This window comes from Achromobacter kerstersii (genome assembly GCF_902859595.1).
Taxonomy (GTDB): domain Bacteria; phylum Pseudomonadota; class Gammaproteobacteria; order Burkholderiales; family Burkholderiaceae_B; genus Achromobacter; species Achromobacter kerstersii.
Map to the genome: position 1 here is coordinate 1,350,843 of NZ_CADIJQ010000001.1, position 22,673 is coordinate 1,373,515.

The window sequence follows — 22,673 nt, forward strand, 5'->3', positions numbered from 1 at the left end:
ACTCTCACTCCTCGGCCGTGCGCGGGGCAGGCAAGGCGTCCGGCGCCGGCTCGCTGCGCTTCTTGGGCAGCAGCGACAAGACCCAGACAAAGAAGATGGGCACAAAAATCACGCCCAGCAAGGTGGCGCTCAGCATGCCGCCGATCACGCCCACGCCCAGTGCGCGCTGGCTGGCCGCCCCCGCACCGCTGGCCAGCGCCAACGGCACGACGCCCAGGATGAACGCCAGCGACGTCATCACAATCGGGCGAAAGCGCAGCTTGGCCGCCTGAATCGCCGCGTCAGCCAGGGAATGGCCCTGCTCGCGCAGGCTCTTGGCAAACTCCACGATCAGGATGGCGTTCTTGGCCGCCAAGCCGATGATGGTGATCAGGCCCACCTTGAAGTACACGTCGTTCGACATGCCCAGCACCGTCACCGCCAACACCGAGCCCAGCGCGCCAATCGGCACGATCAGCATCACGGACGCGGGAATCGCCCAGCTTTCATACAGCGCGACCATCAGCAGGAACACCACCAGGAACGCCAGCGCAAACAACATCGGCGCCTGTGCTCCGGCAAATTTTTCCTGATAGGACAAGCCGGTCCATTCATAGCCAATGCCGTTGGGCAGTTCGGACACGATCTTTTCAATCACGGCCATGGCCTCGCCCGTGCTGTGCCCCGGCATCGCGTCGCCCGCGATCTTGAACGCCGGGTAGCCGTTGTAGCGCGAGATCTGAACCGGACCGGTCTCCCAATCCGTCTTCACGAATGCGGACAGCGGCACCATGCCTCCCGACTTGTTCGGCACGTTCAGCATCAGAATGCTCTCGGGCGTCATGCGGTCGCGCACATCGGCCTGCACCACCACGCGCTGCAAGCGCCCAGCGTTGGCAAAGTCGTTGACCGTGGCGGAACCATAGGCCGACGAGATCGCGGTGCTGATGGTGTCAAAGCCCACGCCCAGCGCCTCGGCCTTTTGACGGTCGATGTCCAGGCGCAACTGCGGTGCATCCGCCAGGCCTTCCATCATCGCGTAAGCGATAACGGGCGAGCTGTTGGCCTTGGCCAGCAACTGGTTGCGCGCCTCGGTCAGTGCGGCGCGTCCCAAACCACCCCGGTCTTGCAAGCGCAGCGCGAAGCCGCCGGAGTTACCCAGGCCGTCGATCGGCGGCGGGTTCACGGCCATGATCGAACCGTCTTCAATCGCCGCAAAGCGCGCGTTGACGCCATCGGCCACGTCGGAGGCCGCTTCGCCCTTGCCGCGCTCGGACCAGTCCTTCAGCGTGGGGAACGCGATGCCCGCGTTCTGGCCCGTGCCCGAAAAGCTGAAGCCCATCACGGTAAACGCGTCGCCCATGGCGTCCAACGACATCAAGTGCTGCTCGACATCCGCCACGACCTTGTCGGTGCGGGTGTACGTGGCGCCCGGGGGCAGCTGCACGTCAACAATCACATAGCCCTGGTCTTCGGCCGGCACAAACGACTCCGGCACGCGCACATACAGCACGCCCAGCACCGCCACGATGGCGACGTAGATCACCATATAGCGGCCAGTGCGCTTCACGAGCCGCGTGTTCAGCGCTTCAAAGCGGCCGGTCAGGCGGTTGAAGACACGGTTGAACCATCCAAAGAAGCCTTTCTTTTCATCGTGATGGCCCTTCGGAATAGGCTTCAAGAACGTCGCGCACAAGGCCGGCGTGAAGGTCAGCGCCAGAAAGCCCGAGAACAGAATCGACACGGCCAGCGACAACGAGAACTGCTGGTAAATAACGCCCACCGAGCCGCTCATGAAGGCCAGCGGCAGGAACACGGCCGACAACACCAGCGTAATGCCGACGATGGCGCCCGACACCTGATCCATCGCCTTGATGGTGGCCTCGCGCGGGGACAAGCCCTCTTCGGCCATGATGCGTTCCACGTTTTCGACGACCACGATGGCGTCGTCCACCAGAATGCCAATGGCCAGCACCATGCCGAACATCGTCATCATGTTTACCGAGAAGCCCAGCACGGACATCACGGCAAACGTGCCCAGCAGGCAGACCGGCACGACGATCGTCGGGATCAGCGTGTAGCGGAAGTTCTGCAAGAACAGGAACATCACCAGGAACACCAGCACCATCGCTTCCAGCAGCGTGTGCACCACCTTCGTGATCGCCACGCTGACAAAGGTCGACGTGTCGAACGGCACCGAGAATTCCACGTCTTCAGGGAACGACGCGGACAATTCCTGCAAGCGCGCCTTCACGGCCTTGACCGTGTCGATGGCGTTGGCGCCGGGCGCCAGCTGCACGGCCGCGCCCACTGACTTCTTGCCGTTCAAGCGGGTTTCGAAGTCATAGCTTTGGCGGCCAACTTCCAGCCGCGCCACGTCCGACAAATGAACGGTTGAGCCATCGGCGTTCGCGCGCAGGACGATGTTGCCGAATTCTTCCGGCGTGTCCAACATGCCCTTCACCGCGAGCGTTGCCGTCAGCTCTTGCTCGGGCGAACCCGGGCGGCTGCCGAAACTGCCGGCCGGCACCTGCACGTTTTGCGCGGCGATGGCCGCGTTGACGTCGGCCACCGACAGGCCCACGCCCAGCAGTTTCTGCGGGTCGATCCACACGCGCATGGCGGCTTCGGCGCCGAAGAACTGCACCTTGCCCACGCCGTTGACGCGGCGGATTTCGTTGTTGATGTGGCGCGCGGCGTAGTCGGACAAGCCCACTACATCCTTGTGCGCATCGTCGCCCTTGTACGTCAGGGCGTAGATCATCAGGAAGTTGGAACTGGCCTGCTCCACTTGCAGGCCCTGCTGCGTCACCGCTGACGGCAGGCGCGCTTCCGCTTTCTTGATGCGGTTCTGCACGTCGACCTGCGCCAGGTCCGGGTCCATGCCCGGTTCGAACGTGACGGTGATTTCGGCGCTGCCGCTCGAGCTGCTGGACGACTCGTAGTACAGCATGTTCTTCGCGCCGTTCAGCTCCTCTTCGATGACGCTCGTTACCGAGTCCACCAGCACGGACGCGGACGCGCCCGGGTAGGTGGCGGCAATCGTCACTTGCGGAGGGGCCACGACGGGAAACTGCGACACCGGCAGCGACGGAATCGCCAGCAAGCCGGCCAGCGAAATGAAGATGGCCACCACCCACGCAAAATTGGGGCGGCCAATGAAAAACTTGGACATGATCTACCTTTAGGGCTACACGCGGTGCGCGGGCGGCCGATTAGTTCGTGGCACGGGCGGGAGCCTCGCCAGAGGCGGCAACGCGGGCTTGCTCGGCGGGCGCCACGCTGACTTTCTGGCCCGGCACGGCGGCCGATACGCCGCCCACGATGACGCGGTCGCCTGCGGCCAGCCCGTCAACGATGTGCCAGTCAGAACCGCGCATCGCGCCGGTCTGCACCGCACGCGACTCCACCACGTCGTCCTTGCCCACCAGCATCACTTGCGGCTTGCCATCCGTACTGCGCGTGACCGCGCGCTGCGGCACCAGGATGGCGTTGGCGTCCACGCCTTGCTGCGTCTGCACTCGCACATACATGCCCGGCAACAGCAGCACGTCGGGGTTGGCGAACTCGCCGCGCACCGACACCTGGCCGGTTGTCCGGTCCACCGCGATGTCCGAGAACAGCAGCTTGCCGCTGCGCTTTTCGTCGGTGCCGTCGATGGTGAGGGAGATGCTGGCGCCTTCGCCCTGCGCGAGGCTGCCGTCTTGCAAGGCGGCGCGCATGCGCAGCATGTCGGCCACGGGCTGGTTGAAGTCCACGTAGATCGGGTCCAGTTGCTGAATCTTCGCCATCACGGTGGCTTCGTTCTGACCCACCAGCGCGCCTTCGGTCACTTGCGCCCGGCCGATGCGGCCAGAAATCGGCGCCTTGACCGTGGCGTAGTCCAGGTTCAGCTGCGCGGTTTCCACATCAGCCTGCGCCGAACGGCGCGCGGCTTGGGCGCTTTTCAGCGTGGTGGCAGCGGTATCGAAGTCTTGTTGGCTGACGGCTTCGATCTTCACCAGCGGCGTGTAGCGCTTCAGGATCGCCTGCGCGTCGGACACGGCGGCGTCGGCCTTGGCCAGCTCGCCCTGTGCGCGCGACAACGCGGCCTTGAACGGCGCCGGGTCGATTCTGAACAGCACGTCGCCCGCCTTCACGTCAGCGCCTTCTTCGAAATTGCGGCTGAGCACGATGCCCGCCACGCGGGCGCGCACTTCCGCCACCCGCACGGGTTCAACACGCCCCGGCAACGCGCTGGTCATCGTGAAGCGCTCGGGTTGCACCGCCAGCACCTGCACCGGGCGCGGCGTTTGCGCCTGGGGCGGCTCGGACTTGTCACCGCCGCAACCGGCCAACACCAGTGCCGCCAACAATGCCGTCAAGGGCAAGCGCCGCTTCATGTGAGTTTTCATTTTTGTAACCTTGCGCCCCGCGGCACCGTCATTTACCAAGTGGGCGATGCTACCTTAATGATTGATTTGAATCAATAATGATTCATTTGATTTTGTGAAGTTCAACAAAGCGACTTCACAAGTCTTTACTTGTCAAAATCACGAAAGTTTGTACAAAGTGAATCGCACATGCTCCAATACCCGGCAAACGGGGATTCCACACACATACGGAAAGGGGCAGGCAATGTCTGACGAGGCGGGGCACGAACGCTTTTTAGTGGCGTTGGCGTTGGCGATGGTGGATCAGCCGCGCGCGACCTTGCAGGAACTGGCCAAGGCCGTGGGCGTCAGCAAGGCAACGCTGTATCGCTTCTGTCAGACGCGGGACCAACTGGTCCTGCGCCTCACCAAGCATTGCGCGCACGTCATGAAGAAGGCGCTGGCGGACTCGCATCTGGACTCCGCCCCGCCGCGCGAGGCGCTGCGCAACCTGATCAATCAGAATCTGGCGCACAAGGAATTGACGGCCTTCCTCATGTACAACTGGAAGCCCGACAACGAGCAGCAGCCCGACATCATGAACAGCTGGTCGGGTTACCAGGAATCGTTGGACGCGTTCTTTTTACGCGGGCAGCGCGAAGGCGCCTTCCGCGTCGATATGACGGCGGCGGCGCTAACCGAGATGTTGTTCGGCGTGCTGACCAGCATGGTGGACGCCGAACGGCGCGGGCGCGTGGCCCGACTGGGCATTGCGTCGGTGGTGGAACAGATGATGCTGCACGGCATCGCCACCGAACCGGCGCGCGCCCCGGCGTAGAGGCAGGCGGCGCGGGTGGCGATTGCGCGTGGTGGCCTGGCGATCAGGCCGACGCGACGGGCCGTCCGAAGAACGGATAGTTGGGGTCGTTGTAGCCGTGCGTGGACGCATGGCCCGGCGTGACCCAGCCGTCAACGATGGCTTCGTCTTCCGGCGTGATCTTCACCTCTAGCGCCGCGTAGTAATCGTCCATCTGCGCCAAGGTGCGCGGGCCAGCGATGACGCCGGTGATGACCGGATTGGCCAGCACCCAGGCGGTAGCGAAATGCCCCGGCTGCACGCCGCGCGCGGCGCTGTGCTGCACCAGCTGCTGCGCAATCTGCAACGACTCTTCACGGAACTCGGTGGCCAGCATGCGGCGGTCGCCACGGCCGGCGCGCGTATCGGATGCGGGCGCCTGGCCCGGCAGATACTTGCCCGTCAACACGCCGCGCGCGATGGGGCTATAAGGCACCACGCCCAGGCCGTAATGCTTGCAGGCCGGCAGAATTTCCACCTCGGGGCCGCGATTCAGCATGTTGTAGTACGGCTGGCACACCACCGGCTGCGGCACACCCATCTTTTCGCACAGGCGCATCACTTCCGCGATGCGCCAGCCACGAAAGTTCGACAAGCCAAAGCTGCGCAGCTTGCCCGCGCGGATCAGGTCGCCCAGCGCCCACAGCGCTTCTTCCAGATTTTCTTCGTGATAGTCGCGGTGCAGGTACAGGATGTCCATGAAATCCGTACCCATGCGCGTAAGGCTTTGCTCCACGCCGCGCATCAGCCATTGGCGCGAGTAATGCGACTGGTTCGGGCCCTTGCCCACGACGTTGCCGATCTTGCTGGCCAGCACCCAGTCGTGGCGCTGGCCTTGCAGCAGCTTGCCCACCACTTCTTCCGAACGGCCTTCGTTGTAGACGTCGGCCGTATCAATGAAATTAACGCCATGATCGCGCGCCGACGCAACAATGCGTGCGGCCTCGTCATCCGGCGTCTGTTCTCCAAACATCATGGTGCCCAGACATAGCGGCGAGACGCGCAGATTGCTGGTTCCCAGTCGGCGGGTATTCATGGCTTGATTCCTTGTTCGGGTGGCAAGGTCGGAATGTTACGCCTGTGGCGCGTCGACTGCCGCAAGGATTTTTCCGAACAGCGCGTCTGCATGCGCGGAATTCAGCCAGCGCACGATCACGACCATCTTGCGTTCGGGTTCCACCCATGTGAACGAGCTGCCCGCGCCCACGCCGAAGAAGCTGGACGCCGGCACGCTGGGGAACACACGGCCTTCGTGGTTCAGCCAGATCAGGTAGCCGTAATACGGCGCGATGGCGCAAGGCGTGCGCATCGCTTGAATCCATTCGCGCGACAGGATCTGCTTGCCGTTGGCCTGGCCGTCGTTCAGCAGCATCTGGCCAATCAGCGCCTGGTCGCGCGCGCTGATCGACATGCCGCCGCCCCAGTGCGAACCGCCGGGCACGGACGGCATGCGCTGGCCGTCGATCTCGACCCAGGCAGTGTCATACCCCACCCATTGCCAATCTTCGCTGGCGCCGATGGGGCGCGTGACGGCTTCGCGGAAGACGTCGGGCAAGGGCTTGCGAAACAGATGCAGCAAAGCGTACGACAGCTGGTTGATGCGCACGTCGTTGTATTCCCAGTACGTGCCGGGGCGTTGCAAGGGGCGCGCGTCGCCCTTCTTGCCGTCGGGCGGCACGCCGAAGGTCACGGCGCGATAGCGGTCGGCCTGGTCCGATACGCCAAAGCGTTCGCCTTCCCATTCGCTCGTCTGCTGCAACAGATGGCGCCACGTGATGTCGGCGTTCTGGCCGTCATCAAAGCCGATGCCCGGCACGCGCTTGCCGACGGGTTCATCGACGTCGGGCAACAGGCCACGGTCATGCGCCACGCCCGCCAGAATCGCCAGGTACAGCTTGGCCACGCTGAAGGTCAGGTCGGCGCGCTCGGGCTCGCCCCATTCCGCCACCGTTTTGCCGTCCACCACCACCACGCCCGACACCGGGCCACGGTCGTGGATGGGGCCCAGCAGCTTGTTCCAGGGCGGCGGGTCGTTCAGGTGTACGCCGAAGTTGCCCTTGACGCTGCGGTCCCAGGTGGATTCATGGTCGTTGGCGAACTGGATCGCCTGCTGCATAAGCGTGTTCATGGTTTCCCTTATGTTGTGTGGTGTGTCAGGCCGCAGCGCCTTCAGGCGTGCGCGCCAAGAATTCCATGGCGGCCTGCAAGCCGCCCGTGCGGTGCGGCACGCCCGCTGCCGCCAGCCCCATTTCGACGCCGGCCAGCGTGCCGCACAGCGTCAGGTCATTGAAGTGGCCCAGGTGGCCAATGCGGAAAATGCGGTCGGTAAGCTTGCCCAGGCCCTGCCCCAGCGACATATCGAAGCGGTCAAGAATGACCTTGCGCAGCGCGTCGGCGCTATGGCCTTCGGGCAGCAGCACCGCCGTCAGCGCGGGGCTGTGCGCGGATGCGTCCAGGCTCAGCAACTCCAGCCCCCAGCCGGCGACCGCCAGACGCGTCGCGCGCGCGTGGCGTTCATGGCGCGCGAACACGCGCGGCAGGCCTTCGGCTTGCAGCATGGCCAGCGCTTCGTGCAGGCCATACAGCAGGTTCGTGGACGGCGTGTACGGGAAATAGCCTTTGGCGTTTGCCGTCAGCATTTCGCGCCAGTCCCAGTAGGAACGCGGCAGCTTGGCCGTGTCGGCCGCGGCCAGCGCACGCGCGCTGACGGCGTTGAACGCCAGGCCCGGCGGCAGCATCAAGCCTTTTTGCGAACCGGCAACGGTGACGTCAACGCCCCATTCGTCGTGGCGGTAGTCGATGGAACCCAGCGAAGAAATTGTGTCCACCATCAACAGCGCGGGATGCGCCGCGCGGTCGATCGCGGCGCGCACGGCGGCGATGTTGCTGGTGACGCCGGTAGACGTTTCGTTATGCACCACGCACACGGCCTTGATGCGGTGCTGCGTGTCTTCGGCCAGCCGCGCGCCGATCACGGCGGCGTCCACGGGATGGCGCCAGTCGCCTTCGATGTAATCCACGTCCAGGCCCAGGCGGCCGGCCAGCTTCTTCCACAGGCTGGCGAAGTGCCCGGTTTCCACCATCAGCACGCGATCGCCGGGCGACAAGGTGTTGACCAGCGCCGCTTCCCACGCACCGGTACCCGAAGACGGAAAAATCACCACGGGCGCTTGCGTCTGGAAGACGTGCTTGGCGCCTTCCAGCACGGCGCGGCCCAGCGCGCCGAATTCCGGCCCGCGATGGTCGATGGTGGGCTGGTCAATGGCGCGCAAAACGCGGTCGGGCACGTTGGTCGGCCCCGGGATTTGCAGGAAGTGCCGGCCGGACGGATGGGAATTCAGGGAAAGCATGCGACGCCCCAAAGTGGAAATTTTTGTATACCAGCGAAAGTTGCGCGGCGATTCAAACGGCTTTTGGCGCCGTCCCGGCCGAGCAGGCGGACTTGCAGCATGCGCCACTCTATCCCATTGTTTTTGCACCGATAACCTAGGGTATACACCCATGATTGAAGTGCTTGCGACAGGTTTATAGTGCAAAAAAACACGGGGAAAAATTGGTATACCAATGAGCAGCAATCCTAGCCTGATGCCGAATTTGGCCGGGTCGGCACGCGCCGATTCCGCCATGCCCGACGCCCCGCCCGAGGCCGCCGCGCCGACGGCGGCGCGCGTGGCCGGCAACAGCCGGACGCTGCCGGGCGCCGTGGCCGGCGCGCTGCGCGAACGCATCATCCAAGGTGAATTCCCCCCCGGCTCCCGCCTGAACGAACGCGCCCTGTGCGACATGCTGGGCGTGTCCCGCACGCCGATGCGCGAAGCGTTCCGGGTGCTGGCGGCTGAAGGGCTGGTGCAGATTGAACCCAACCGTGGCGCGCAGGTGGTGGCGCTGTCGGAAGCGAACATCCGCGAAGCCTTTGAAGTGATTGGCGGGCTGGAAGCCATGTCGTGCCGGCTGGCGTGCGAACGCGCCACCGACACCGAAATCGCCGAGATCCGTGCGCTGACCTACGAAATGATGGCCAGCCACGCCCGCCACGATCTGCCCACGTATTTCCGCACCAACCGCGACATCCACGAACGCATCAGCCTGGCGTCTCACAACAGCCTGCTCAAGCAGCTGTACGACGCGCAGAACGCGCGCATCCAGAACCTGCGCTTCGTGTCGAACGAGAACCGTCAGAAATGGGATCTGGCGATGCGGGAACACATCGAGATGGCCGAGGCCCTGGACGCGCGCGACGCGGACCGGCTGGCGGGCATCATGCGGCAGCACTTGCAGCGCAAGTGCGAAGCCGCGCTGAAAAGCTTGAACCCCGATGCGGCGCCCAAGTCCGCGCAATCGTCCGAAACTGGTTGAGCCCACTCCCAGCGCACGGACGATAACGATAAAACCAAGGGTGGCGCGGCCCGGAGCGAGATGATGGATACGCAGTACATGTAGTGCCTTCCAGAGGAGCCTTCACCATGGCTGATTTTCGCGTCACACCGCAACGCTTCACATCGCATCGCTTCACGTCCGCTGTATCTGCATCGCCCTTGCGCGGCATCACCCCGCTGCGCGCCCTTGCCGCCGCCCTGCTCGCTTGCGCCACGCTGGCTTCCCAGCCCGTGCTGGCCGGCAAAAAGGACGACACCTTGCGCATGGCGTATGACCAGGCGCCCGAAAGCGTCGACCCGTATTTCAACAACGTGCGGATCGGCGTCATCATCGCCGCCAACGTCTGGGACACGCTGCTCTACCGCGACCCCGTCACCAATGAGTACAAGGGGCAACTGGCCAAGAGCTGGAAGCAGATCGACGACAAGACGATGGAATTCGAGTTGCGCGAAGGCGTCAAATTCCATAACGGCGAGGAGTTCGACGCGGACTCCGTCGTGTACACGCTGAACTACGTGGCCGACCCGAAGAACAAGGCGGTGACCCAGCAGAACGTGTCGTGGATCGACAAGGTTGAGAAAATCGACAAGTACAAGGTGCGCCTGACGACCAAGGAGCCCTTCCCCGGCGCCAAGGAATACCTGTCCACCACCGTCGCCATCCACCCCGCCAAGTACTACCAGGAAGTCGGCCCCAAGGGCATGAACGCCAAGCCCGTGGGTTCAGGCCCGTACAAGGTGGTGGACTACCAGCCCGGCAAGTCCATCACGCTGGAACGCAACGCCGACTACTTCAAGGATTCGCCCAAGGCGCAACCGAAGATCGGCAAGGTCGTCATCCGCTTCATTCCCGACCGCCAGACGCAAATGGCGGAAGTCATCTCGGGCGGCGAAGACCTGATCATGAGCGTGCCGAAAGACCAGGCTGAACAGCTGGGCCAGATGCCGAACCTGCAAATGGTGACCGGCAACACCATGCGCATCGTGTTCATGCAGATGAACATTCAGGACGGCACCCCGGCGCCGCAGCTGAAAGATGAACGCGTGCGCAAAGCCATCATCCACGCGATTGACCGCGACGCCATGTTGAAGAACATCGTGGGCGAAGGCGGCGGGCTCATCAACACCATCTGCACGCCGTCGCAAGTGGGTTGCACGCAAGACGGCGCGCCCACCTACAAGTACGACCCGGCGCTGGCCAAGAAGCTACTGGCCGACGCTGGCTACGCCAATGGTTTCGACATCGACATCGTGGCCTACCGCGAACGCAACCAGACCGAAGCCATCATCAATTACCTGCAGGCCGTGGGCATCCGCGCCAAGCTGAACTTCCTGCAATACGCCGCCATGCGCGACATGATCCGCGCGAACAAGGCGGCGCTCACGCACCAGACCTGGGGTTCCAACCTGGTCAACGACGTGTCGGCGTCGACCCCCGTGTACTTCGCCTTCGGCAACGACGACGTCACGCGCGATGCGCAAGTGCGCGACCTGCTCAACAAGGGCGACCACACCATTGAAAGCGCGCCGCGCAACGCCGCCTACAAAGAAGCGTTGGACCTGATTGCGCAGAAGGCGTATGCCGTGCCGTTGTGGACGCTGCCCGCCTACTACGTAGCCACCAAGGACGTGAACTTCAAGCCCTATTCGGATGAGCTTGTCCGCTTCTGGGACATGAGCTGGAAGTAAGCGCCAGGGAATCGCCGGGCGGGCATGGCGCGCGCCCGGCGGGCTGAACCGTTAGAGGAAGTCCAATGCTTTATTTCACGATCAGGCGCCTGGGCCTGGCGGCGCTGGTGGCGCTGACCGTATCGATCCTGGCGTTCCTGCTGCTGCATCTGTCGGGCGACCCGGCGCTGGCGCTGGCCGGCGAAGGGGCGCGGCAGGCCGACATCGACATGATCCGCAAGACCTATGGGCTGGACCGGCCGATGGTGGTGCAGTACGCCGATTGGCTCTGGCACATCATGCAAGGCGATTTCGGCACGTCGGTGTACTTCAAGACCGAGGCCGGCCCGCTGATTCTGTCCAAGCTCAAGACCACCTTGCTGCTAGGCATGGGCGCCCTGGCCTTTGCGCTGCTGATCTCGATTCCGCTGGGCGTATTGGCCGCCATCTACAAGGGCAGCGCCATCGACCGCCTCTGTCTGGCCATCGCGGTGCTGGGCCAGGCGCTGCCGAACTTCTTCTTTGCGCTGATCCTGATCATGCTGTTCTCGATCTCGCTGCGCATCCTGCCCGTGTCGGGCAGCGGCACCTGGCAGCATTTCGTGATGCCCGCCATTGCGCTGGGCTACTACGTGGCGCCCGCCTTCATGCGGCTGATCCGCGCCGGCATGATCGAAGTGCTGGGCGCGGACTACATCCGTACCGCGCGCGCCAAGGGCCTGCCGGCCCGCAAGATCATCTTCAAGCATGCGCTGCGCAACGCCATCGTGCCCGTGGTGGCGCTGGCGGCGGTGCAGCTGGGTTATCTGCTGGGCGGTTCGGTCGTCATTGAAACCATCTTCGCGCTGGACGGGCTGGGGTATCTGGCCTACCAGAGCATCACGTACAAGGACTATCCGGTGATGCAGCTGATCGTGCTGCTGCTGTCGGTGTTGTACGTGCTGCTGACGCTTGCCGCTGATATTGCCAACGCGTGGTTGGACCCGCGCATCCGGGTGTCCTGACATGACTACGCCTACCTTGACTCCACTTGTTCCCGGCGCCCCCGCGCCCATCGAACTGACCGCGTCCACCCTGCGCTGGCGCCGGCTGCGCCGCAACAAGGCCCTGCTGGCAGGCGGCGGCATCCTGTTCATCATCGTGATGATCGCGCTGCTTGCCCCGTGGATTTCGCCGCACGACCCCTACTTCCAAGACTTGGCTTACCGCACTGCACCCCCCGTCTGGTACGCCAAAGGCACCTGGCTGCATCCGCTAGGCACCGACCAGCTGGGCCGGGATTATCTGTCGCGTCTTTTCTACGGCGCGCGTATTTCGCTGTTGATCGGCATCAGCGTCGCGCTGATATCGGGGCTGATCGGCACGGCCATGGGCATGGCCGCCGGCTACTTCGGCGGCAAGGTCGATATGGCGGTGTCGTTCCTGATCACGACCCGCTTGTCGATGCCCGTGATCCTGGTGGCGCTGGCGACGGTGGCGATTGTCGGCGGCTCGTTGTGGGTGGTGATTCTGGTGCTGGGGTTCCTGAAGTGGGACCGCTACGCCGTTGTCATGCGCAGCGCCACGCAGCAGGTGCGGTCATTGGAATACGTGGCGGCGGCGCAAGCTGCGGGCGCGTCCACGTGGCGCATCGTCTGGGGCGAAGTGCTGCCCAACGTGGTGCCGCAGCTGATCGTGATTGCCACCCTGGAAGCCGCCAGCGCCATTTTGCTGGAAGCTTCGCTGTCGTTCCTCGGGCTGGGCGTGCAGCCGCCGCTGCCCTCATGGGGGCTGATGATCTCGGAAGCCAAGGCCTATATGTTCTTCTCGTTCTGGCTCATCGCCATTCCGGGTTCGGCGCTGGCGCTGTTGATCTTCGCGATCAACCTGGCCGGCGACGGGCTGCATCAACTGCTGACGCCTGAAGAGAGGGCCTGACCATGGCCGACAAAGAAATCGTTTTGGACGTGCAGGGGCTGACGGTCGATATCGCCACGCCGCGCGGCGCGCTGCATGCGGTGCGCGACGTGTCATTCCAGGTCAAGCGCGGCGAAACGCTGTGCCTGGTGGGCGAATCGGGCTGCGGGAAATCAATGACGTCGCTGGCCATCATGGGCTTGCTGCCCAAGGCCGCCAAGCGCACCACCCGCCGGCTGGCGGTGCTGGGCGAAGACCTGTCGGCCGCGCGCGGACGGCGCATCAACGCGCTGCGCGGCAGCAAGATGGCGATGATCTTCCAGGAACCGATGACGGCGCTGAACCCCGCCTATGCCATCGGCGAACAACTCACCGAACACTACATCCACCATCGCCACGCCAGCGCGCAGCAAGCGCGCGACCGCGCCGTTGAACTGTTGGAAAAGGTGGGCATTGCCTCGGCCGGGCAACGGCTGACGCAGTACCCGCACCAGCTGTCCGGCGGCTTGCGTCAGCGCGTGATGATTGCGATGGCGCTGATGTGCGGCCCGGAACTGCTGATTGCCGACGAGCCCAGCACCGCGCTGGACGTCACCATTCAGGCGCAGATTCTGCGCCTGCTGGCCGACCTGCAAGCCGAGCTGGGTATTGCGATGGTGCTGATCACGCACGATCTGGGCGTGGTGGCGCGCATCGCGCAGCAAGTCGCGGTGATGTATGCCGGGCAGATCGTCGAAGAAGGCCCGGTTGAAGATATCTTCGCCACGCCGCGCCATCCGTATACGCAGGGGCTGCTGGGCTGTATTCCCGTGCCTGGCCGCACGCCGCCCGGCGAATCGCTGGGCACGATACCCGGCGTGGTGCCCTCGCTGGTGGGCGACTTGCGCGGCTGCGCCTTTGCCGACCGTTGCCGCTATGTGCAACCGCAGTGCCGCGACACCATCCCCGTCTACGGCCATCCGCCCGAACAGCAATGGCGCTGCATCCGCCAAGAGGAAGGAGTTACGGCATGAGCGCGCTCTTGCAAGCTGAAGCCGTCAGCCGGCAATTTTCGATCCGCACGGGCATGTTCCGTCCGCGCAGCACCTTGCACGCGGTCAACGGCGTGGACCTATCCGTGGAACGCGGCGCGGTGCTGGGCATCGTCGGCGAATCGGGCTGCGGAAAATCCACGCTGGCCCGCATGCTGCTGGGCCTGACGCCGCCCAGCGAAGGCGCCATCAAGCTCGACGGCCAGGACATCCGGCAGATGGACCGCCGCGCGCTCGCCCGCCGCGTGCAGCCGATTTTCCAGGACCCGTATTCGTCGTTGAACCCGCGCCGTTCCATTGCGTCCATCGTGTCGCTGCCGCTGGAAGTGCACGGCATCCCCAACCCGAAGCTGCACAAGGCCATCGAGATGCTCGAACGCGTGGGCCTGCCGCCGCGTCTGGCGCACAACACGCCGGGGCAGCTGTCGGGCGGGCAACGGCAGCGCGTGGCGATTGCGCGCGCGCTGGTCATGAACCCGGAAATCGTCATCTGCGACGAACCAACATCCGCGCTGGACGTGTCCGTGCAGGCGCAGATCATGAACCTGCTGATGGACCTGCGCCGCGAATTCAACCTGACCTATGTCTTCATCAGCCACAACCTGGCGGTGGTGGAGCATATTGCCACCGACGTGGCCGTGATGTATCTGGGCCGCGTGGTGGAATCCGCCCCCACGGCCAAGCTGTTTCACGACCCGCGCCATCCGTACACGCAGGCGCTGCTGGCTTCCGTGCTGACGCCCGAGCCCGGCCTGGGCATTCCCGACATGGGGCTGGGGCTGTCCTTTCCCGACCCGCTGCATCCGCCATCGGGCTGCCCGTTTCACCCGCGCTGCCAGTACGCCATGGCCCAATGCAAGACCGAACGGCCGGCGCTGACGCTGCGTGATGCGTCGGTAGTGGCCTGCCATCTGTATCCCCCGGCATCGTCTTCCCTTGCCGCATCGAATGCGTCTTCACCGCTATCTTCGATACCCACTTCCACCGGAGCCCGACCATCATGACCCGTGAGCAAGCCATCGCCCAAGCGGAACACTGTTTTGATTCGGGCGCCTTCCGCGCGCTGCTGGCGCGCCGGTTGGCGCTGCCCACGGAAAGCCAGAATCCCGAACGCGCCGCCGTGCTGGCGGATTACCTGGAGTCTGAAATCCGCCCGGCGTTTGAAGCGCTGGGTTTCACCTGCCGCACCCTGACGCACCCGAAGGCCCTGGCGCCCTTCCTGTATGCCGAACGTATCGAAGACCCGGCCCTGCCCACTGTGCTGGGCTACGGCCATGGCGACGTCATCCGCGGGCTGGAAAAAGAATGGAAGGATGGCCTGTCGCCCTGGGCGCTGACCGAAGCCGAAGGCCGCTGGTACGGGCGCGGCATTGCCGACAACAAGGGCCAGCACACCATCAATATGGAAGCGCTGCGCCTGGTGCTGGAAGCGCGCGGCAAGCTGGGGTTCAACGCCAAGTACCTGATTGAAATGGGCGAAGAGACGGGCTCGATGGGCTTGCGTGAACTGTGCGCTGAACATCGCGACCTGCTCGCCGCCGATCTGCTGATTGCCTCTGACGGCCCACGCCTGGCCGCCCAGCGCCCGACCATTTTCCTGGGCGCACGCGGCAGCCTGAACTTTGACCTGAGCATTGAAGCGCGTGCGGGCGGCCACCATTCGGGTAATTGGGGCGGGCTGATTTCCAACCCGGGCATCCAGCTGGCGCACGCCATTTCCACCATCGTGTCGCCCACCGGCCAGATCCGCATCCCCGAATGGGTGCCCGCCGAATTGCCCGCCGCCGTGCGCCGCGCGCTGGCTGACTGCCAGGTGGATGGCGGCGCGGACGGCCCCGAGATCGAACCCGACTGGGGCGAGCCCGGCTTGTCGCCCGCCGAACGCGTGTTTGGCTGGTGCTCGTTTGAAGTGCTGGCCTACAAGACCGGCAACCCCGACACGCCCGTCAACGCGATTCCGCCACGCGCCTGGGCGCGTTGCCAATTGCGCTTTGTGGTGGGCGTGAACCCGGACGACCTGATCCCCGCACTGCGCCGTCATCTGGACAGCCATGGCTTTCCGATGGTGAAGATTGCGCTGACGCGCGAATCCATGTTCTGCGCGACGCGCATTGACCCCGACGACGCCTGGGTGCAATGGGCGGTGGATTCGCTGGAGCGCACCTCGGGCCAGAAGACCGCGCTGCTGCCGAACCTGGGAGGGTCGCTGCCCAATGACATCTTCACGGACGTGCTGGGCCTGCGCACCATCTGGGTGCCGCATTCGTACCCGGGTTGTTCGCAGCATGCGCCCAATGAACATCTGCCGCCGGAACTGCTGCGTCAGGCGCTGGGCTTGATGACGGGCTTGTACTGGGACTTGGGCGCGGGCGGCACGCCGGCCATCACGCGCTGAATTTTTCTGCGGACGGCGCGGCGCGGTAGCTACGTCCCCGTCCGCAGAAAATCAATGAAGCGCCGCACCTTGGCGCTGACATGGCGCGTATCGGCGTACACCGCATATACAGGCTGCGGCGGCAACGCGTAAGACGGCATCACGCGCTGCAACGCGCCGCGCGCCAAGGGCTCTTCCACCAGCCAGTCGGGCAGCGCCGCCACGCCGCAACCGCCTTCCGCAAACGCCAGCAACGCCGACGCCGTATCCGCATGCGCCACGGGCGACACGCGCAGCGTGTGCTCGCGCCCTTTGCTGTCCATCAAGCGCCACTGGTCGCTACGGCCCGGCCGATTCGCCAGCCACGGCATCGCGGCCAATGCCGCAAGCGACCGTGGCGTGCCTTGCTCCGCCAGCAACGCCGGGCTGGCCACCAACAGCAGCTTGAATTCACCGATGGGCGTGGCGCGGTACGTGGAATCCGCCAACGCGCCCACGCGGATCGCCACGTCCAGCCGTTCGCCTATCAAGTCCGCATGCGCCGACCCCGCCTGATAGCTGACCCGCAGCGCCGGATGCTGCCTGGCGAACGCGGCGAGTGCTGGCGCGACGATGCGGTTGCCATAGTCCACCGACGCCGTCACCCGCAAACTGCCTGACAACGTCAGCTGCCCGGATCGCGCCTGGTCCACCGCGGCGTCGGCGTCACGCAGCAGGCGGGCGCAATCGCCGTAGAAGCCCTCGCCCGCCTCGGTCAGCGCCAAGCGGCGCGTGCTGCGTGTCAGCAGCGCCACGCCCAGCTCCTGTTCCAGCTGCTTCACGTTGAAACTGACAACGGCCTTGGTCGTGCCCAGCGCGTCGGCCGCCGCCGTGAACGAGCCGGCGTCCACCACGGCGACAAACATCGACAGACGATTCAGGTTGATCATGGCAAGGATTGATTGTCAAAATAATCCGAACAGTATATCTAGCTGTGGGCTGTTTTTTAGAACATGGCAGGCTGCCTAGAATGGCGCTCCTTGTTGATTCCACTGCGCTTTCCATGACGGATTTTTCCTCTTCCCACCCGCCTTCGCCGCAGGACGCCCACGTGCAGTTTGCGCTGGACGTTCATGCACACATCGAACAATGGATCGGACAGACCGACGCGCCGGCATCCGTGCTGACTGCCCTGCTTGGCAGCTTTGCGCCTGCGTTCAGCATGATCACGACCGACGGACAACGCCTGCCGCACGGGGCATTGGCTGCGTTGTTCGCCGGTTTGCGCGGGTCGCGTCCGGGCTTGAAGATTCAGATCGATGAATGGGCGGTGCAATATGCGGATGCGGGCTCGGCCGTGCTGACCTATCGCGAACGCCACACCTGGAACGGCGGCGTCACGCAGCGGCGCGCCACTGCGCTGTTCACGCCGGGCGAAGATGGCCAGCCGCAATGGGCGCATCTGCACGAAACCTGGGCCTGATCCGGGCGCTATATCCCCGATAGCTATAAACAAGCGGCAAATAAATCGTTGGCGGGCGCGCCATGACTCTTTAGAGTCCAACGCCTTCGCGCCCCCACATTCGGCGGGCGCGCCAACGCTACGAGCCGCTGTCATGCCTACCCAATTTCAAGCTGTACGCCGCACCCCCCTGCAATTTCAAGCGTTACGCCGCAGCACCCTGCTCGGCTTGCTGGCCTTTGCCGGCGCGGCGCTCACCGGCCCAGGCGCCGCCCACGCCCAGCAACGCGTCATCCGCATCGTGGTGCCTTATGGCACCGGCGCGGTGCAGGACACCATCGCGCGCGCCATTGGCGACGAACTCGGCCAGGCGCTGAACGCCTCGATCGTGGTGGAGAACCGCGCAGGCGCGGGCGGCACGGTAGGCACGTCACAAGTGGCGCGCGCCAACCCGGACGGCAACACCCTGGTGCTGGCCGCCGCCAGCCACAACATTGCGGGCTACCTGTACAAGAACCTGAGCTACGACCCCTACAAGGACTTCACCGGCGTGGCGTACCTGGGCAACACCGGCTACATCATCCTGGCGTCCTCCAGCTTGAACGCAAAGACCCCCGCCGACTTCATCCAGGCCGTCAAAGCCAAGCCCGGCGCGTACGACTATGCGTCGGCCGGCAACGGCAGCGCATCGCACCTGGGCATGGCGTCCTTCCTGGCCACGGCCGGCGCGCAGATGCAGCACATCCCCATGAAGTCCACGGGCGACGCCGTCACCGAACTGCTGGCCGGCCGCGTGCAAGCCGTGACCGCCGCCACCATCGGCGTCACCGCCTATCGCAACGACCCGCGCGTGACGTTCCTGGCCTACACCGGCAAGACCCGCTCGCGCTTCGCACCCGACCTGCCCACCGTCGCCGAAAGCGGCCTGCCCGGCTACGCCTTCGATTCCTGGCTGGGCCTGCTGGCCCCCGCTGGCCTGCCCGCCGCCGAACGCGACAAGATCAACGCGGCCGTGAACAAGGTGCTGGCGGACCCCAAGGTGCAAACCCGCCTGGCATCGCTGGGAGTGGAAGCCGAAGTAAAAACCCCGGCGCAATTTCAGGACCTGCTGAAAGCGGACTGGGAAGCGGCGGGCAAGCTGGTCGCGGCGTCGGGCGCACGGGTGGAGTAAGCCCACGGGCGCCGGCTGCAATTTTCGGACTATGTTGGCCAATTGCAGCCGGTTGCATCCGCGACCGCCCAAAAAAAAGCCTCCGGCTAGGAGGCTTGTCGTTGAGGGTGGCGTATGCCATCCAGTAGTAAGTCTGTGATGAATTCCGCTAGCGCCTGTTGTTGGACCGCATCCGGCATCTGGCGCGTGAAGCGTTCGATGATGCCCATCAGCGACTGCGCAAACCAGTCCGCTGAAATCTCCGGGCGGAACAGGCCCGCCTGCTGCTCGGCGCGAATGTTGTCAGCAATCATCGCCACCAGTTCGTCCTTCAACGCTTCGGCCGCCGCCACTTGAAAGAAGCCGATGCGGGTCAGGTTGGGGTCTTCTTGCAGGATGGCAAGCAGGCCCAGGACGCCACGGCGGATGCGGTCCGCCAGTTCGGTGCCGTCAAGGCTGGCCGGTAAACGCGCCTGGCTGATGGCGAGTCGCAAGCGTTGCGCGAACATGCCGACCAATTCGTCGTAGGCCGCTTGCTTGCTTGAGAAGTATTGATAAAAGACAGGCTGTGTCACGCCGGCCCGGGCGACGATGTCGCTGATCCGGGTATGCTGAAATCCGCGTTCGGCGAACTCCGCTGCGGCAACCTCCAACAGCTGTAAGCGGGTGCGTTCACCTTTGGTGAGACGCTTGTCTTGCGATAAAGATGGGGGTAGTGCCGTAATCATCGCGAGAAAGTACTACCGTTCACCGCTTTCCGCTACTACTTCGCAGGCGTTGCGAAACGCACTGTGACCGCTCTGACACCGCGCGCGAATGAACGGCCTTCCAAGCTGACAAAACCCTGAAACAACTGCCGTCGCGATTTCGCGACAAAGGGTGTCGCAGCAACGCCGCGTCCCAACCGGCCCCGTTTGAAGTCACTTGAAATAGCAGTAGCGTTTGCAACCACTTTTGATGCGGACGCACTGGCACGCGCAGCAGTAAAGTAGTGCTATCGCCGCACGTCTTTTACGAAGGGCTGTGCGCGGCGAATCAGGAGCAAGATCATGAAACGGTTTACAGGCCGGATGGTTGTCGTGGCGTTGGCGCTTGCCGTTGCAAGCGCACCTGTGATGGCTGGCGGACGCGGGGGTGGCTGGGGCGGTGGCGGCTATGGTGGCGGTGGCTACCATGGTGGCTATCACGGCGGTAATAACTATCACCACCATGGCGGTGGTGGCAGCAGCTCGGCCGGGTGGTGGGTAGGCGGCGCATTTGCCTTGGCCGCGGTTGGCCTCTTGCTGGCGGCCGACTCTGGCCCCAGTTATGTGCAGACAGGCGTCTATGCCTCGCCGGGCGTGGCTTACACCAGCCCGCCCGTGTATGCCGCACCCGCTTATGCCGCACCGGTGTATGCCGCGCCCGTCTACGAAGCGCCGCCCGTTGCCTACGCGCAACCGCAGCCGCAATACGCGCCCGTGCAATATGAGTCGGCGCCCAAGGTCAATTCGGCCCAGGCCAACGCCACCAACGAATGCCAGCGCTGGGCCATGAACCAAAGCGGTTACGACCCGGCCACCATTTCGCAATGGACAACGCAGGTGATGGTGGACTCGTACAACCATTCGCTGGATTCCTGCATGACCAGCCGGGGCTACCGCGCCAACTAAGCTCGCAACCCCGGGCTTTCCCGATTGCCCCCACGCGCCGGCCTGCACACACTGCATGCCGGCGCGTTGCTTTGGACCGCCGTCATCACGCGCGGCCATACCGCCGCGCAACAAGGGGAAGCCATGTTGAAGTTCAAGCGGCTAGCCGGCCTTTGCGCCGTCAGCGCGTTGTGTGCCGTCTCGTTCACCGTTCAAGCCCAAACCCAAGCTGATACCAAGCCGCAGGCCATGACCATCGTCGTGCCGTATGGCGCGGGCGGTATCGTCGACAACACCGCGCGGGCGTTTGCCCAGAAGCTGGCCACGGAACTGGGGCGGCCCGTCATCGTTGAAAACCGGGGCGGTGCGGGCGGCATGATCGGCATGAACACGGTGGCCCGCGCGCACGACGAAAACACGCTGGGCTTTACCGCTGTCAGCCCGGTGACCTTGTCGCCGCACGTGATGAAAACCTTGTACGACCCCCTGAAGGATCTGGCGCCGGTGGCGGCCGTGATGTATTCGCCGGTGTACCTGGTGGGTGGCCCGAAGTTCACCGGCAAGGATTTCAAAGCCATGCTGGATCAGGCCCGCGCAGACCCCGACGGCTTGTCGCTGGCGACGGCGGGCGTGGGGTCGCTGGGCCATCTGATGCTGGAACAGATCAATGGCCAGGCCAAGGTGCGCATCACGCATGTGCCGTACAAGGGCATGGCGCAGATGGTGCCCGATGCGCTGGGCGGCCAGTTCACGTTGATGCTGGTGAACGCGTCCGCGCCGGTCAACACGCTGATCGACGAAGGCAAACTCAAGCTGCTGGCGGTGGGCTCCCCTGCCCGCCTGCCTGCCCGCCCCAACACGCCGACGTTTGCCGAGCTGGGGTATCCAATGGCGAACATGACATCCACATTCGGATTTTTCGCGCCCGCCACCACCAGCGCCGACTTCCGCCAGCGCATGAACGCAATGATCAACAAAGTGGCGGCGATGCCCGACATCAGCAAGCCGCTGACCGAGGCGTTGAACATCATGTCGCCGGGCAGCGTCGAGCAATTCGCGGCGCAGGTGCAACGCGAATACGCCGACAACGGCAAAATCGTGAAGGCTGCGAATATCCGCAGTGAATAAGCGGCGGCAAGGCGGCGGGCTTAGCGCCGCCAGCCGCGCCAGATGAAGACGGCGCCGGCCGCCAGCAACACGGTTGCCGGCAGCACCCAGACAAAGCCCGAAGACGTGTAGACCACCTGGTCGACGGGGTCGTAGTAACGGCCCAATTCGTTGAAGTCCCACTTCACGTAGAACGCGTACCAGGCGTAGTAGAAGAAGGCGGACAGCGCCAGGCACAGCACGGCGCTGATACGCATGACGACACCCGCCCTACGCGCCATCTTCGGCCTCCAGCCGTAACAAACAGGCTTCGGCGTCGGACCATTGCTTTTCGCTGAAGACCTGCACACCGGCGCGCGTCAGCAATGCCGCCGTCACGCCCACGCCCGGTTGGCGCTTGCCTGCGAAATGGCCGTCGTAGACATAGCCGCTGCCGCAGGATGGGCTGCCTTCCTTTAACACTGCGATGCGAATGCCACGCTGTTCGGCAAGCGCCAGCGCCGCCTGGCCGCCTTGCACGAACGGCACGGTGACGTCGTCGCCCGTTACCGCGACCACGCGCGCGCCGTTATCCAGCACGTCGGCGGCACGCTTACCGGGTTCGATTTCAGCGGGCGGACGCGGAATGGGCATCCCGCCCGCCACTTCCGGACAGACGGAGACGACCCGGCCTTCGGCGCGCCAGCGCACGAGGACGGCGTCATCGTGAGGCACCCCGCGCCCGTCGTAGCGCACGGGGTTGCCCAACAGGCAGGAACTGATCAACACGTATTGCATGGCGTAGCCTGCGCGGAAAAATGACGCCCTGAAAG

21 protein-coding genes are annotated in these 22,673 nt (G+C 64.5%); 12 read left to right on the top strand and 9 right to left on the bottom strand.

The window, feature by feature from the left end:
* Window positions 1-4: 4 nt before the first annotated feature.
* Together HV765_RS05935 and HV765_RS05940 are read right to left on the bottom strand one after the other, a co-directional pair.
* The gene (locus tag HV765_RS05935) at window positions 5-3,154 is read right to left on the bottom strand and encodes an efflux RND transporter permease subunit (RefSeq protein ID WP_054421566.1); all 3,150 of its coding nucleotides are present in this window, start codon (window positions 3,152-3,154) and stop codon (window positions 5-7) included.
* Window positions 3,155-3,194: 40 nt separating this feature from the next.
* Window positions 3,195-4,373, bottom strand: a complete 1,179-nt coding sequence (locus HV765_RS05940; RefSeq protein WP_054421565.1) for an efflux RND transporter periplasmic adaptor subunit — start codon at window positions 4,371-4,373, stop codon at window positions 3,195-3,197.
* A gap of 223 nt (window positions 4,374-4,596) precedes the next feature.
* Between HV765_RS05940 and HV765_RS05945 the strand changes: the two genes are divergently transcribed.
* On the top strand, window positions 4,597-5,169 hold the full coding sequence (locus HV765_RS05945) for a TetR/AcrR family transcriptional regulator (protein WP_054421564.1): 573 nt from the start codon (window positions 4,597-4,599) through the stop codon (window positions 5,167-5,169).
* A gap of 43 nt (window positions 5,170-5,212) precedes the next feature.
* Here HV765_RS05945 and HV765_RS05950 read toward each other — a convergent pair whose 3' ends face one another.
* Genes HV765_RS05950 through HV765_RS05960 form a run of 3 tightly spaced genes read right to left on the bottom strand, consistent with a single transcriptional unit; the run spans window position 5,213 to window position 8,537 of the window.
* Entirely contained in the window at window positions 5,213-6,223 is a 1,011-nt protein-coding gene (locus tag HV765_RS05950; RefSeq protein WP_054421561.1) for an aldo/keto reductase, read from the bottom strand.
* Window positions 6,224-6,259: 36 nt separating this feature from the next.
* Entirely contained in the window at window positions 6,260-7,315 is a 1,056-nt protein-coding gene (locus HV765_RS05955) for a serine hydrolase domain-containing protein (protein WP_054421559.1), read from the bottom strand.
* 25 nt (window positions 7,316-7,340) lie between these two features.
* Complete coding sequence (locus HV765_RS05960; RefSeq protein ID WP_054421557.1) at window positions 7,341-8,537, bottom strand: pyridoxal-phosphate-dependent aminotransferase family protein; 1,197 nt, start codon at window positions 8,535-8,537, stop codon at window positions 7,341-7,343.
* A 274-nt stretch (window positions 8,538-8,811) separates the two neighbouring features.
* On the opposite strand from HV765_RS05960, the gene HV765_RS05965 reads away from it, so the two are divergent.
* From HV765_RS05965 to HV765_RS05995, 7 genes are all read left to right on the top strand, one after another.
* Window positions 8,812-9,543 (top strand): GntR family transcriptional regulator, encoded by a 732-nt coding sequence (locus HV765_RS05965; protein WP_054422400.1) that lies wholly within the window; start codon window positions 8,812-8,814, stop codon window positions 9,541-9,543.
* A gap of 107 nt (window positions 9,544-9,650) precedes the next feature.
* Window positions 9,651-11,252: an ABC transporter substrate-binding protein gene (locus tag HV765_RS05970; protein WP_254600462.1), complete on the top strand. Its 1,602-nt coding sequence runs from the start codon at window positions 9,651-9,653 to the stop codon at window positions 11,250-11,252.
* A gap of 65 nt (window positions 11,253-11,317) precedes the next feature.
* Window positions 11,318-12,235: an ABC transporter permease gene (locus HV765_RS05975; protein WP_175169094.1), complete on the top strand. Its 918-nt coding sequence runs from the start codon at window positions 11,318-11,320 to the stop codon at window positions 12,233-12,235.
* A 1-nt stretch (window position 12,236) separates the two neighbouring features.
* Entirely contained in the window at window positions 12,237-13,148 is a 912-nt protein-coding gene (locus HV765_RS05980) for an ABC transporter permease (RefSeq protein WP_156336399.1), read from the top strand.
* Window positions 13,149-13,150: 2 nt separating this feature from the next.
* The gene (locus tag HV765_RS05985) at window positions 13,151-14,140 is read left to right on the top strand and encodes an ABC transporter ATP-binding protein (RefSeq protein WP_054421553.1); all 990 of its coding nucleotides are present in this window, start codon (window positions 13,151-13,153) and stop codon (window positions 14,138-14,140) included.
* The gene (locus HV765_RS05990; RefSeq protein ID WP_054421552.1) at window positions 14,137-15,162 is read left to right on the top strand and encodes an ABC transporter ATP-binding protein; all 1,026 of its coding nucleotides are present in this window, start codon (window positions 14,137-14,139) and stop codon (window positions 15,160-15,162) included. The genes HV765_RS05985 and HV765_RS05990 overlap by 4 nt, the downstream gene beginning before the upstream one ends.
* Window positions 15,159-16,553: a M20 family metallopeptidase gene (locus HV765_RS05995; protein ID WP_175169095.1), complete on the top strand. Its 1,395-nt coding sequence runs from the start codon at window positions 15,159-15,161 to the stop codon at window positions 16,551-16,553. The genes HV765_RS05990 and HV765_RS05995 overlap by 4 nt, the downstream gene beginning before the upstream one ends.
* Before the next feature lie 29 nt (window positions 16,554-16,582).
* Here the strand turns inward: HV765_RS05995 and HV765_RS06000 are convergent, their stop codons facing one another.
* Window positions 16,583-17,461 carry a LysR family transcriptional regulator gene (locus HV765_RS06000; protein ID WP_175169096.1) on the bottom strand — a complete coding sequence of 293 codons (879 nt, stop codon included), beginning with the start codon at window positions 17,459-17,461 and terminating at the stop codon, window positions 16,583-16,585.
* A gap of 113 nt (window positions 17,462-17,574) precedes the next feature.
* Between HV765_RS06000 and HV765_RS06005 the strand changes: the two genes are divergently transcribed.
* Both HV765_RS06005 and HV765_RS06010 read left to right on the top strand, forming a co-directional pair.
* Window positions 17,575-17,994, top strand: a complete 420-nt coding sequence (locus tag HV765_RS06005; protein WP_054421546.1) for a hypothetical protein — start codon at window positions 17,575-17,577, stop codon at window positions 17,992-17,994.
* Between the two features lie 133 nt (window positions 17,995-18,127).
* Entirely contained in the window at window positions 18,128-19,144 is a 1,017-nt protein-coding gene (locus HV765_RS06010; protein WP_175169097.1) for a Bug family tripartite tricarboxylate transporter substrate binding protein, read from the top strand.
* Between the two features lie 86 nt (window positions 19,145-19,230).
* Here the strand turns inward: HV765_RS06010 and HV765_RS06015 are convergent, their stop codons facing one another.
* Window positions 19,231-19,776: a TetR/AcrR family transcriptional regulator gene (locus tag HV765_RS06015; RefSeq protein ID WP_254600464.1), complete on the bottom strand. Its 546-nt coding sequence runs from the start codon at window positions 19,774-19,776 to the stop codon at window positions 19,231-19,233.
* Window positions 19,777-20,172: 396 nt separating this feature from the next.
* Between HV765_RS06015 and HV765_RS06020 the strand changes: the two genes are divergently transcribed.
* Both HV765_RS06020 and HV765_RS06025 read left to right on the top strand, forming a co-directional pair.
* The gene (locus HV765_RS06020) at window positions 20,173-20,775 is read left to right on the top strand and encodes a hypothetical protein (RefSeq protein WP_054421543.1); all 603 of its coding nucleotides are present in this window, start codon (window positions 20,173-20,175) and stop codon (window positions 20,773-20,775) included.
* Between the two features lie 123 nt (window positions 20,776-20,898).
* Window positions 20,899-21,882, top strand: coding sequence for a Bug family tripartite tricarboxylate transporter substrate binding protein (locus HV765_RS06025; protein ID WP_054422396.1), 984 nt, complete (start codon window positions 20,899-20,901; stop codon window positions 21,880-21,882).
* Between the two features lie 20 nt (window positions 21,883-21,902).
* Here HV765_RS06025 and HV765_RS06030 read toward each other — a convergent pair whose 3' ends face one another.
* Window positions 21,903-22,118 (bottom strand): hypothetical protein, encoded by a 216-nt coding sequence (locus tag HV765_RS06030; protein WP_254600465.1) that lies wholly within the window; start codon window positions 22,116-22,118, stop codon window positions 21,903-21,905.
* A 13-nt stretch (window positions 22,119-22,131) separates the two neighbouring features.
* The gene (locus tag HV765_RS06035; RefSeq protein ID WP_054421540.1) at window positions 22,132-22,638 is read right to left on the bottom strand and encodes a 2-thiouracil desulfurase family protein; all 507 of its coding nucleotides are present in this window, start codon (window positions 22,636-22,638) and stop codon (window positions 22,132-22,134) included.
* Window positions 22,639-22,673: the final 35 nt, after the last annotated feature.